Origin of the sequence: Flavobacterium limnosediminis JC2902, assembly GCF_000498535.1 — a bacterium.
GTDB classification, from domain to species: Bacteria; Bacteroidota; Bacteroidia; order Flavobacteriales; family Flavobacteriaceae; genus Flavobacterium; species Flavobacterium limnosediminis.
The window spans coordinates 100,161-113,354 of record NZ_AVGG01000012.1 but is presented as its reverse complement, the minus strand read 5'-3'; the positions used below and the strand labels follow the sequence as shown (position 1 = coordinate 113,354).

Genomic DNA, 13,194 nt, shown 5'->3' with positions numbered 1-13,194 from the left:
GCAACAGGTCCAATGGGTCCTCAAGGTCCGGCAGGAAATGACGGATTAGATGGAGCAACAGGTCCAATGGGTCCTCAAGGTCCGGCAGGAAATGATGGATTAGATGGAGCAACAGGTCCAATGGGTCCTCAAGGTCCGGCAGGAAATGACGGATTAGATGGAGCAACAGGTCCAATGGGTCCTCAAGGTCCGGCAGGAAATGACGGATTAGATGGAGCAACAGGTCCAATGGGTCCTCAAGGTCCGGCAGGAAATGACGGATTAGATGGAGCAACGGGTCCAATGGGTCCACAAGGTCCGGCAGGTCTCTTGACCAGTGGCACACAGTATGGAAATACCCCTTATTGGAATGGTAGTTATTGGGTAACCAATAACAACAATCTTTTCAACAACGGTGGCAGTATCGGTATCGGAACAAATAGTCCTGATGCAAAGTTAGATGTTGAAGGAAATATTAGGATTGCAGACGGTACCCAAGGTAACAGAAAAGTACTGATGTCTGACGGAAACGGTAATGCTTCTTGGAATAAAATTACTTCAGGTTATGTTCTGATAGGTGATGTCGCTTCCGGCATCAGTACGGCAGTAGGTGGAGATATAGCTTTCGCAAGCAAATCAAACAGCGGAAGTTCTTCAACCATCACAGTTAATTTCGCAGATCAGGGCAATACAAATTTTATACCGATGGTCAGTCTTGTTAGTCTTGGTACTGCAGACGATGACAATGATGTTGAGACGCCTGTAATCTTAAATGTTACTTCTTCATCTTTGGATATCTTTTTGAACGAAACCAATGGAACTACACAAGACTTACGTATCAACGTAATCTTAATGCCGTTCTAATTTTTGAGTTAGTAAACTGAATTTTATCAGGACAGCTGAGAGTCGGAGACTTTGAGCAATAGTGTTTCAACAATAAAAAAGCTACAACGATAAGAGTTGTAGCTTTTTTTATGTTTAAATTTTAGCAATGTATAAGGTAGATACTATGTAATTTCTTTGATGTCGAAAAAATTACTTTATTAAAGTTGAGAGTGGAGCTATATCAAAATCTATGTTGATTTTCAGTAATCGAACGCTATCACAGACATAAAATTTCTTAAAAAGAAATCCATTTTGCAATACCATTTACTTCACCATGAAAAGGCCAATAAGGAAAGAAATATAATAGTTTCGAGTAACATTGAAGGGGTTTGTTTCAGAATTGGGTTTTCAGAATGATTTTACTGTTAAATTACTAATTATTAGTTAATTAAGTAGTTAAAAGGCAATGTTTGATTTAAGATAAAAGCTATTAAGTCGTAACTTTATACACCTCAAATTTTTCCTGATTGTTTAATTTTAAAAATTAGCGTTATGAGAAAAATTATATTCCTGATCAGTTTTCTTGCCTCGTTAGTTATTTATGCTCAGGATGGTTCTTTAGACATAAGTTTTAATGTTCAGGGGCAAGTTAGTCCGGAAACAATTTTGAAATTGCAACCCGATGGAAAAATAATTTTGGTTGAGCGATTCACTGGGGGTGGCGGTTTCGTTGAATCGACGAAAATAAACCGATTAAATCCGGACGGTTCTTATGATTTGGATTTTGCATCCGGTATTGGTGTAACTGTTTATCCCGAGGTGAAAATGATAGCACTCCAATCGGACGGGAAGATTATAATTTGCGGAAACTTTGATAGATTGGAAAACACTGTTACAGGAAATCTGGCTGCTACAGGAAATTTGGCCCGGTTAAATCAAGATGGGTCATTGGATACGTCTTTTTCTAAAGCACCCGTGCGAAATATTCAGACCGTTGTAGTTCAGCCGGATGACAAAATTCTGATTGGTGGTGGTTTTTTGCGGGGAATTGTACGATTATATTCCAACGGGGATGTAGATCCTTTTTTCCGTTCACCGATTGATTTATCTTCATTTGGTATAGGGGGAGGAAGTGTATTGTCGAATATGGTTTTGTTGACCGATAACAGAATTCTGGCAGTTGGTAATGTGAGCATACAGGGAAATGTGAGAAGAATTTTTTTAATGAATTCTGAAGGAGAATTGGACTCGAATTTTTACGAACCTGAAAATATAGATTGGACCAACGGTGATACATGGAATCCTAAATTTTTGACTGTTGAAAAAACCGGCAACATATTGATAGGGTGGCCTTTCAAGGTGCTTTCAGATACGAACGATATAATTGGGTATAATTTTGTACGATTGGATCCTAACGGGAATATAATGAATGTTTTTCAGCCACATCCGTATACTGATGATTGTGTTTTGCGGGTTTTTCCTTCGGCTTTACAGGACGACGGTAAAATTATAATACGGGGTTCCGAATGTTTCGACTATTACGGTTATGATTTCCGCGGAATAGGAAGGTTAAACGCTGATGGTTTATTTGATGATACTTTCAGTCCCGGAACAGGTACTAACGATTATGTGACTGATACAGCGGTTCAATCTGACGGCAGAATTATACTTGTCGGATATTTTACCGAATTTAACGGAATGCTTGTCAATAACATTATCCGTCTCAATTCCTCAAGGCTTTCAAGTTCCGAATTTAACAATACAGACATGAGGGTTTACCCAAATCCGGTTACGGATAATCTGTATATTCAGTTCCCAAACAATATGAATGAAATCGATATTGATGAACTTGAGGTCTTCGACGTTACCATGAAAAAAATTGATTTCGACGGATTGAATAATGATGTGATTGATGTCAGTGATTTTTCAAGCGGAGTTTATCTGCTTAAAGTCAAAACAGAGAATTCTATATTTACGTCTAAGTTTGTTAAGAGATAAAAAAAAAGAGTTTCAAACGAAACTCTTTTTTTAATTAGTATTTCCCACTAAGTAATTCTCCGCCAATTGCAGATTTTGCTTCTATGCCTAGTTTCTTCATCATTTCATAAGTTGTACAAACCGCTGCGGAAGTAACCGGAATTCCGATTTCCTTCTGAATCAGGTCAATCGCTTCCAAAGAAGGCATCTGCACACAGGCAGAAGCTACCAAAACATCCACACCTGTTAAATCCAATCGTTTGTAGATTTCCAACAAATTCATCGGATCCTGAGCGGCAACTTCTAAATTATCAGGGATTTCCAAAGCAATGGAATCCACCACTTCAAAGCCCTGGTGTTCAATATAATCCACAACCATATCGGTAAGCGGACGCATATACGGAGTAATAATAGACACTTTTTTTGCACCTAACACTTTCAATCCGTTAATCAACGCACCGGCAGAAGTTACAATTGGAGTAGGGAAGTCGTTGGCGATGGTTTCCTGATGTAAATTCACTTCCGAAACACAGTGATAACCGCGCCCCATACTCATGATTGCCACCAAGCACGCATATCCCATTACGTCAACATGTGCATCAGATAATTCCTGTGCGCATTTCAAACTCATGGCATCCATGGCTTCCAATTCTTCTTTGGTTACTTTTTTCATTCGCATTCTGCTGGAATGGAAGGTAAAACGTTCCGGTAAAATAGTTTCACGGGAACGGAAAACGGCTGGTATTTCTGTTTCCATCGTTACGTTTGACGACGGAACTATTTGTCCTATTCTGTACTTTTTCATTTTTTTAAAATTTAACCGCAATCCCGATAGCTATCGGGACGCAAAGGTTTTCGCAAGGTTCGCAAAGTCTTTAGCTGAATACTAAAAACTAAATTCATTTTTATGGTTATTTAAATGCAAAGATGCAAAGTCGTTCGCAAAGTCACTAACTGATTGCCTAAAACAGAACACTGTGACTGTGACTGAAAACTAAATCTCCTTAATCGTATTCACAATCGTTCCGATTCCTTCCACAGTAGCTTCCACCACGTCACCATTCCACATCCATTCCTGCGGATTTCTTCCTGCACCAACACCAGCCGGAGTTCCCGTTGCAATGATATCGCCAGGTTCCAGTGTGAAAACCGTACTCAAATCGTTAATCAAATCATTGATGTTGAACAACATGAATTTAGTATTTGAACTTTGTTTTTCAACTCCGTTTAGTTTCAACGATAAATTCAGGTTGTGCGGATCTTCGATTTCGTCTTTTGTAACCAAAACCGGGCCCATTGGCGCGAAAGTATCCTGACCTTTGGAAACAATCCATTGTCCGGAACGACGGCAATCTCTCGCAGAAATATCATTAATAACAGTGTATCCGAAAACATAATCCATTGCATTTTCTTTCGGAACATATTTCCCTTCTTTTCCAATAATAACAGCCAATTCCACTTCCCAGTCTAATTGTTGTGTCAGTTTCGGATTGTGTAAAATCTCAGTATTGGTAGCGGTAACCGTTGTTGGCGGTTTGGAGAAAATTACAGGTTGTTGCGGTAATTCGTTCGAAGTATCTAAAGTACGCGCACTTTCCGCTACGTGCTCTGTATAGTTTAATCCGATTCCGATAATGTTTTTTCTCGGTTTTTCAATAGGTGCAAGAATCGTAATGGCATTCATTGGAAAAGAAATCATTTCAAAATCAATTTCTCTTGTATTTCCAATCATTTCATTGATTTCTGCAATAACTTCAAATCCCATATCGATTAATTCCAACATGTCGTTAGGAAGCGGGAAGTTATGAATTCCTCCAAAATCTTCCATATCCACCACGCGGTTATTATGAATAAACCCTAATCTTGATTCCGAATCGTTTGTTCTGTAAGTAAGTAGTTTCATTTTTTCTTTTAAGTTGCTGATTTTCTGAGTAACTGAGTTGCTAAGTTTTTCAGTCTGTTATCTATTTTCTATTCTCTTTATTATTGCTTCTTGCTTTTTAAACCAAATTCTGATGCCCGTTGTTCTCGGTATATTCTTTATCCTGATACAATCCCAATGATTCAATCACCGGTAAGTCGTTGAAAGAGAATAGACAAGCGTCTTCGGTCTCGGATAAATTCACGTGTTCGTGCCAAGCCCATGAAGGTACGCAGAAAATATCTCTTTCTTTCCAGTCAAAACGTTTTCCGTTAATAATGGTGTATCCGTGACCTTTAGCACACTGATATACAAAAGAACCTGTGTGTTTATGCGCTTTTCCTTTAAAACCTGCGGGTAATAATTGCATTGAAGCGCCCATGGTCTGCATTACATGACCACCGGTTAACGGATTGGAATACTGCATGATAACCCCGTCAAAAGGCGAACCTTCATTAACTTTGGCCACTTCCAATAAAGCCGGATAAACATTTTTCCATGAATATTTAAACAAAGGTGAATACGGTTTGTTCCATTCTTTATCGGCAGGAATTAATCCGGTTCCACCATAAGTCATTGGCGAATGATTTACCGGAGAAACCAAAGGTTGCTTTCCGTCATAAACCGCATAATCATTGGCTTCCAACGCATTTACCAAAGGAATATCCAAGCCATCTTGCCAAATACAGGTTTCTCCATCAGCTTCCACACCGTGTTCATGCCAGGTCGAATTCGGGGTAATTACGAAATCATTAACTTCCAGCATGATTTTATTGCCGTCCACTACAGTATAGCCTTTACTTCCTTCCATGATAAAACGCAGGGCAGAAGCTCTGTGACGGTGCGCCGACGTACTTTCACCCGGACGCGTAACCTGAATTCCGGTGTACAGCCATCCCACGGCAGCACTCACGTCTTTACGGTTGTCGTTTACCAAATAAACCACACGACGACCCGCCTGTTCCGGGGTAACCAATTCGGATGATTTTAAAACCAAAGAACGCAAATCCTCATATTTCCAAAGCATCGGAACAGAGGAAGAACGCGGCTCCCAAGGCTCAATATCGTTGGCAACTGTCCATAAGGCACCGGCTCCAAGATTGCTTAATTCTTTATAATAAGCTTCCAGTTCCGGAGAGGTTTGTACTCTTGCGCGACCAATCTGGTCATCTGAATATTTATCTTCCATAATTTTTATTTTTTTGAAGCGAATGGCTCGGGCTTTTTTGCAATCCATATTCCTGCTTTCCGTTTTATTTTTATACCTGACAGGTTTTTAAAACCTGTCAGGTATAAAAGATATCACTCCAATCAGGGCTAAAAAGCCGTCTTTTCGCTTTCTTGTTGTCTATAAATAAATATGCCGTCCCTCCGGGACTCTGCTAACTGTTCAATCTGATTTTTCTATAAAAATGTCGTCTTCTGTAAATATTTTGTCCCTCAGAGACTTTGTTAGCTGTTCAATCTGATTTTTCTAATTACTAACAACTAACGACTAATCACTAACGACTAATCACTAACGACTAATCACTAACGACTAATTTATCTCTTATTAAACTCCTCGTGATTGTCAATAAACGTAATCTTTCTCGTAGGAGCCACATTCACACGCAAATCGAAAATATCAAAACGGTTGTAATGTCCTAAAATATCGTGCATTTGCTTAGGTTGAATGCATTTCTGCAAATCAATTTCGGCATAAGCGGTTCCTTCCTCATCAATTAACGGCTCACCGATAACAGCGCCATTCGGACCCACAAATCCCGAGAAAGCCGAGTTTTTACGCGTAAGCAATTCATCCACATTCGGAACATCGTCACGCAACGCATCCATAATTTCTTTTGAAATCGTAGAACACGAAACGATGGTAAATAACTTCCCTTCAAAGGAATGTGCTGCTGCACGGATTTTAATTGCTTCCGCCATGTTATAATCAGGCGGTGCAACCGGTAAGGAAATGTAATTCGCAATGTGAATCAGTTCGCCTTGGGAAAGTAGGGTGAAACGTGCCAAAGTATTGGTGTTTTCGCCACAAGCTAAAGTTCCGATCGGACCAATTTCGGTGTCATATACTTTCAAGGAAGAACCGTCTCCGGAAGTCCATGTCAGTTTTTCAGCCCACGTTGGCACCAGTTTTCGGTGTTTCCCGATAACCGTTCCGGTATTGTCAATGATTAAGTTGGTGTTGTAAATTTCGCCGTAGCTTTTACCACGCTCGTTAATTCCCATAACGATATGGATATTGTATTCTTTTGCGGCCTGATATAAAGGTTGCATAGCTTCATCATCAACGGCAACCGAATTTTTATACAATTCTTCGTACCATTTACTGCCCTGAACCGGTGTCATGATCCAGTTCCAATACGGATAACCCGCAACGAAAACTTCCGGAAAAGCGATTAGTTCCGCACCGTTGGAAGCAGCTTCTTTTACAAATGAAATCGCTTTTTCAATCGTCTTTTCCACATTTAGAAAAACGGGCGACGTCTGAACGGTAGCGGCTTTAAATTTTTTAAACTCCATAATTTAGTTATTTCACAAAGTCTCTCAAAGAAAATCTCTGAGGCACACAAAGTTAGTTATTTAAAAATCAAAAATTAATTGGAATTTTCGATTAGATATTTGGTAATTTTGGTTTTCATTTCCTCATTAAAGGATTCTGCTTTTATCGTGTGACGATCTTCAGCGATATGTACGTTCACTAAAGTTACTTCACCTTCTACGCAGGTTTTTCCGTTTTCGTCTTCAAAACGGAATCCGCAAAGAATAGAAGAATCGCCTAATTTTTTCACCCAAAGTTTTTTGGTTAAGGTTTCGCCTAATCGAGCTGCTTTCTTGAATTGCACTTTTAAATCGACTGTCGGAATACCGTTTGTTTCATGCATTTTGGAAAACGGTCGGTCTAAAGCTTCTTCAAACCAGTCTTCCACAATGCCGTTAAGCATTTCAAGGAATCTTGGGTAGAAAACAATTCCCGCATAATCAATATGCTGGAAACGGATTTTTTCTTCTTTTATAAAAAAATTACTCATGTTTTTATTTTTAGCCACGAATTACACAAATTAAATCGGTGTCAATCTGCGAAATCTGTGTTTAATTTTTCAATTTAAATCGTTGTATTTTTCCTGTTTCAGTCTTAGGTAAAACATCAATAAAATTTATTACCCTTGGGTATTTGTATGGAGCAGCTACTTCCTTGAACCACTGTTGAATATCTTTAGCTAATTCATCCGTTGCTTTATGTTTTTCTTTTAAAACAATATGCGCACAAACCAACATTCCGCGTTCTTCATCAGGTAATCCCACTACAGCACATTCCAGAATTTCATCGTGGGTTAAAAGTACGCTTTCCACCTCAATGGCAGCGATGTTATAACCTGAAGAAATAATCATGTCATCGCCACGAGCTACGAACCAGAAATAACCATCTTCATCCTGACGGAAAACATCACCGGTAATGTTCCAACCGTTTTCCACATAATCACGTTGTTTGTCTTCACGGTTCAGGTATTTGCAGCCTGTAATTCCGCGAACGGCTAATCGACCCGGTTCATTTCTTGGAAGTTCATTTCCTTGTAAGTCAACGATTTTTGCTTCGTATCCGGTTACCGCAATTCCTGTTGCGCCAGGTACCATATTGTCTTCGTTGGAAGAAATGAAAATGTGAAGCATTTCAGTGGCGCCGATACCGTCGATGATTTTTAATCCGGTTTCGTTATACCAATCTTGCCAGACTTTTAAAGGCAGGGTTTCTCCGGCAGAAACACATTTGCGTAAGCTGGAAATATCATATTCCTTGACTTTTGTAGTGATGACACGCCAGGCGGTTGGTGCTGTAAAACAAATGGATACTTTATGTTCCTGAATGGCTTGTAAAAGTAAATCGGGACTCGGTTTTTCGATTAAAAAAGTAGAGGCTCCGAAATACATCGGGAACAAAACCAATCCACCCAAGCCAAAGGTAAATCCGAGTGGGGGACTTCCTGTGAAAATATCGTCTTTAGTCGGTTGCAGTGAAAATTTCGGGAACGCTTCGCAAATATTTAAAATGTCTCTGTGATAATGGGCTGTCATTTTAGGTAAACCTGTTGTTCCTGAGGTAAACCCAATCAGTGCAACGCTGTCTGATTTAGTGTGATAATTGTTGAATGTTTTCGGTTTCTCCTGTATCAGGTTTTCCAAATCTGAATTGTTATAGTAACATGTCTTCTTTAAAAAAGAAGATTGTACCAATTGCATTTCTTCGGCTAACGAACTGTCACAAAAAGCATGTGAAATTTCGGCACATTCAATTATTGTTGTCAATTCTTTGGAACGCAATAAAGGCATGGTTGCCACGACGATTCCGCCGGCTTTCAGCACAGCATACCAGCACGCTACCATCATTGGATTGTTGGCAGAACGAATTAACACGCGGTTTCCTGATTTCAAACCTAAATCTTCCGTCAAAACATGTGCTATCTGGTTTGCCTTTTCGTACAAGTCATTGTATGTCCACTTTTCTTCAAAAGTATGAATGCAAACCGCATCGCCATTACCGTTTCTGATGTGATAATCCAATAAACGGTCCACACAGTTCAGCATATCGGGATGCTGAAACTGGGGTAACTCTAAAAATGCATATTCCGGCTGTAAATCCGGATGCGGTAAACTTTCGTGAGCAAAATTATCTTCGTAATGTTTCATTTTATAATGCTGGGTAACTTGGTAGTTAATTTTTGGTTGTATTGGTTTTAGTTTTTAAAAACTGCTTTAAGGCGTTGAAATACATTTCTTTGGCATCCAGCCATCCGTAATGTCCGCAATTTGGTAAAGCAATCAATTGCGAATTCGGAAAGGCTTTTTCTATTTCCTTTGCCGTATCAATGCTGATAATGTCGTTTTCTCCCTGAAGGATCAAAACAGAATTATGGAAATTTCCGAACTTTTCGGAACAGTCGAAATTGTTTTTAATCAGACTTTGAAATACGATACCATTAACGTCGAAATTCACATGAATAAGTCTTTCAGCAATGATTGGCGCGTTTTTTTTATCATAAACATATGCATTGGCTAAATATTTTGCTCTCTGTTTTTTTGTTTCCAATGAATTATCACCTTTATCCATTTTACTTTGATAGTAATTCATACTGTCTTTTTGAGTTTTCGTCAGATTAGCATTCAGGCGCTGCTGACCGTAACTCGTGAAATTCATGTTGACACCACCCGAAGACGAAAAAATCATTTTGTCGATATTTTGAGGATGCTTCGTTGCATAATATGCAGCCAACATACCTCCGAATGAATGTCCGAGAATGGTCCATTTTTCTATTTTCAGATGTTTTCGCAGGTTTTCCATATCGTCAACCATTAAATCCATGGAAATCGTTTCGTCGTTTATTTTTTCAACAACTGATTTTCCGGTACCTCTTTGGTCATAAATAATGGTCTGAAAACCGAATTTGGAAATTTCTTCAGCTAGATAGCCAAAACCTTCACAATTCATTCCCGGTCCTCCATTGATGATTAAGATAGGTTTTCCTGAACCGAAAGTTTTATAGTGCAGTTTCGAATTTCCACTAGCGATCACATCCTCATTTTTCTGTGAATAAGCTGAAAAATGAAGCAAAAAAAGAAATATGTAAGCTATCTTTTTCATTTAGCTTTTCTTGTGGCTTTCTGGTTTTAATGCTTTTTTCATTCCTTCCATCATTTTTCGTTCCGAAGTTTTTAACGGATACAAATGCGAAGTTCCTGCCATGTATTGTTTCGGAATATCGGTAGGCTGAAAACCTTCGTAAGCTTGTGCGTTTCGAACAAAATTCGGATCAATCAATAAAGGTCGGCCCAGAGAAACCAAATCAGCTCTTCCGTTGAGAATGATTGTGTTGATTTGATCAATATCCTGAATATAACCTGCTGTAATCGTTGGAACATGAACGCTGTTTCGGATCATATCGGAAAAAGGCGTTTGCCACATTCTTCCCGTTTGTGGTTTTTGGTTCGCCACGGTATTTCCGGTAGAAACACTGATGATGTCTGCACCGGCATTTTTGAATGCTTCGGCAATTGCGATAACATCGTCATCTGAAATTCCGTTTTCGGCCCAATCACTTGCAGAAATTCTAACCGACATTGGTTTACTTTGCGGGAACACATTTCGCATTTCGGTAAATACGCGGATTGGGAATTTTAATCGATTCTCGATATTACCACCAAACTCATCGGTTCGGATATTTGTTAAAGGCGATAGGAAAGAAGCCAGTAAAAATCCATGGTGTGCTTGTAATTCAATCATATCGAAACCGGCTTCATCGGCATTTTTAGTAGCCTGAACAAATTCGGAAACAATCTGATTCATATCAGTTAAATTCATTTCCTTCGGAACAGCCATTCCTTCCTTAAACGGAATTGCCGATGCCGAAAGTAGTTCCCATTGTTGTTCTAAAGGATGCGCACCTTCCCAAGGTTTTTTAGCTCCGCCTTTTCGTCCGGAATGCCCTAACTGAATTCCTATTTTTGTTTGGGTATTCTGATGAATAAAATCGGTGATTCTATTCCAGTTAACCGCTTGTTTTTTAGTGTAAATGCCTGCACAACCTAAAGTGATTCTTCCGGTTTCTGAAACAGCTGTCATTTCTGCCAAAATCAATCCGACACCACCTAACGCCCTTGTCGTATAATGCGAAAAATGCCAGTCGTTAACGAGGCCGTTTTCGGCAGAATATTGTCCCATTGGTGACATTACAATTCGGTTTTGCAACGTCATTTCACGAAGTGTAAAAGGAGTAAATGCTGCAGGAGTAGCTTTGTTCTCGGTTTTATTGATTGTATTGAATTCGGTTAAAACCTTATCGGTGAAAGAAGCGTCACGAATCGCTAAATTTTCATAAGTCACTTTTTTGGCACGGGTCATTACCCCGAAAGCAAACTGATAAAAAGGATGCTGAATATGTCTGTCCATGTGCTCGAACCAATCCAGAGATACTTTTGCGGCGTATTGGATCATTTCCACGCGGTTTCTTCTTGCTTTTTCATACTGTAAAAAAGCGGTCTGAACATCGTTTTGATTGTCAACAATAGCATCCGAAAGCGCAATAGCACATTCCATAGCCAGTTTTGTTCCCGAACCGATGGAGTAGTGAGCCGTAGCTTTAGCGTCTCCCAACAAAACGATATTGTTGTGATGCCATTTTTCATTAGTTACGTGAGGAAACTGACGCCAATGTGATTTATTTGTGATTAACGGATGTCCATCAAGTTCTTCTTTGAAGATTTCTGTTAATTTCTCAACCGTGGTTGCTTCATTTTCGACTTCAAATCCGATGTTTTTCCAGGTTTCATCAGAACATTCGAAAATCCAAGTACTCATTCCGGCTTCATACTGGTAGGTATGTGCCACGATGGTTCCATAAGGAGTTGTTCTGAAAAAATAAGTAAAGGCATCCAATGGTTTTGTGGAGCCTAACCAAACGAAACGATTTTTCTGTAATTCGACTTTAGTGCCGAAATCTGTTGCGAACTCCGTGCGGATTGCACTTCCGATTCCGTCGCAGGCAACAATTACATCGCTGTCTTTAAATTGTGTAAGATCGTCTACATTCTGTTCAAAATGCAAATTCACACCTTCTTCACGGCAGCGTTGTTGTAGTAATTGCAGTAATGTTTTACGGGAACAACCGCAGAATCCGTTTCCTGCAACATTTACATTTTCACCGTCTCTTGCCACGATAATATCATCCCAATAAGCGAATTTGCTTCGGATTAATTCATACGATTGTGTATCACGCGTAAGGAATTCGCCCAATGTCTCATCGGAAAAAACCACTCCGAAACCGAAACTGTCATCGGCTTTATTACGCTCATAAACATCAATCTGGCAATGCGGCATTGCTTTTTTGGTAAGGATTGAAAAGTAAAGTCCGCCCGGACCACCGCCTATAACTGTTATTTTCATATTTTAAAGTAACGTGGCGTAAACATTTGTTTTGAAGTGTTTTTGCCTCGGTTTTTAATTTTATTTAATTCGATTTTAAAATCGGAAATGATATAATTATTTTTTCATGAAATCGAAAGCTCCCTTTCTGAGGTTAATTCCGTATTCGAGATACGCTTTCAAGCACGCCAGAAAATTGGACCAGCCAAAGGAGTTTCCGGAAAGCCATTTTAAGCCTTTTTCATCATTTTCCATGCTTTTTTCGGAAATGGAAACCAATGTTGTATTGTTTTCTCTTTCTGTCAATGTCATTTCAACTAATAATTCGGCTCCGCTATTTTCCCAATAATAGGAAATGTAACGGTCTTTTTCGATTTTACCAACACGAACCGGACATTCGAAATCAAACTCGGGAAATTTCCAGATCAATTCTTTGCCTTCCTCCATCATTCCGGTGCTTTCTGAAATGAAATAATTAGTCATTTTCTCCGGATTTACGATGGCTTCAAAAACTTCGTTAACCGGTTTTCCGATTTGCATGGCACAGTTGATTTCTAATTTTTCAGACTTCATAAGT

Annotated in this window: 10 protein-coding genes and 1 pseudogene; 2 read left to right on the top strand and 9 right to left on the bottom strand. The window is 39.3% G+C overall.

Going from position 1 to position 13,194, the window contains the following annotated elements; translation table 11 throughout:
• Both FLJC2902T_RS15860 and FLJC2902T_RS10635 read left to right on the top strand, forming a co-directional pair.
• Window positions 1-843, top strand: a pseudogene (locus FLJC2902T_RS15860) (collagen-like protein); the annotation flags it as partial.
• 513 nt (window positions 844-1,356) lie between these two features.
• Window positions 1,357-2,802 (top strand): T9SS type A sorting domain-containing protein, encoded by a 1,446-nt coding sequence (locus tag FLJC2902T_RS10635; RefSeq protein WP_023579790.1) that lies wholly within the window; start codon window positions 1,357-1,359, stop codon window positions 2,800-2,802.
• 34 nt (window positions 2,803-2,836) lie between these two features.
• Here the strand turns inward: FLJC2902T_RS10635 and FLJC2902T_RS10630 are convergent, their stop codons facing one another.
• From FLJC2902T_RS10630 to FLJC2902T_RS10590, 9 genes are all read right to left on the bottom strand, one after another.
• Complete coding sequence (locus FLJC2902T_RS10630) at window positions 2,837-3,586, bottom strand: maleate cis-trans isomerase family protein (protein WP_035678355.1); 750 nt, start codon at window positions 3,584-3,586, stop codon at window positions 2,837-2,839.
• Window positions 3,587-3,775: 189 nt separating this feature from the next.
• Window positions 3,776-4,684 carry a fumarylacetoacetate hydrolase family protein gene (locus tag FLJC2902T_RS10625; RefSeq protein ID WP_023579788.1) on the bottom strand — a complete coding sequence of 303 codons (909 nt, stop codon included), beginning with the start codon at window positions 4,682-4,684 and terminating at the stop codon, window positions 3,776-3,778.
• Window positions 4,685-4,781: 97 nt separating this feature from the next.
• Complete coding sequence (locus tag FLJC2902T_RS10620) at window positions 4,782-5,891, bottom strand: cupin domain-containing protein (RefSeq protein ID WP_035678353.1); 1,110 nt, start codon at window positions 5,889-5,891, stop codon at window positions 4,782-4,784.
• 353 nt (window positions 5,892-6,244) lie between these two features.
• Window positions 6,245-7,225 carry a carbon-nitrogen hydrolase family protein gene (locus FLJC2902T_RS10615; RefSeq protein ID WP_023579786.1) on the bottom strand — a complete coding sequence of 327 codons (981 nt, stop codon included), beginning with the start codon at window positions 7,223-7,225 and terminating at the stop codon, window positions 6,245-6,247.
• A gap of 74 nt (window positions 7,226-7,299) precedes the next feature.
• Window positions 7,300-7,734, bottom strand: coding sequence for an acyl-CoA thioesterase (locus tag FLJC2902T_RS10610; RefSeq protein ID WP_035678329.1), 435 nt, complete (start codon window positions 7,732-7,734; stop codon window positions 7,300-7,302).
• Window positions 7,735-7,795: 61 nt separating this feature from the next.
• A complete protein-coding gene (locus FLJC2902T_RS10605; RefSeq protein ID WP_023579784.1) occupies window positions 7,796-9,388 on the bottom strand; it encodes an AMP-binding protein in 1,593 nt (530 codons plus the stop codon).
• A gap of 25 nt (window positions 9,389-9,413) precedes the next feature.
• Complete coding sequence (locus FLJC2902T_RS10600) at window positions 9,414-10,340, bottom strand: alpha/beta fold hydrolase (protein ID WP_023579783.1); 927 nt, start codon at window positions 10,338-10,340, stop codon at window positions 9,414-9,416.
• Window positions 10,341-12,638 (bottom strand): oxidoreductase, encoded by a 2,298-nt coding sequence (locus FLJC2902T_RS10595; RefSeq protein ID WP_023579782.1) that lies wholly within the window; start codon window positions 12,636-12,638, stop codon window positions 10,341-10,343.
• Window positions 12,639-12,734: 96 nt separating this feature from the next.
• Window positions 12,735-13,190: an SRPBCC domain-containing protein gene (locus tag FLJC2902T_RS10590; protein WP_023579781.1), complete on the bottom strand. Its 456-nt coding sequence runs from the start codon at window positions 13,188-13,190 to the stop codon at window positions 12,735-12,737.
• Window positions 13,191-13,194: the final 4 nt, after the last annotated feature.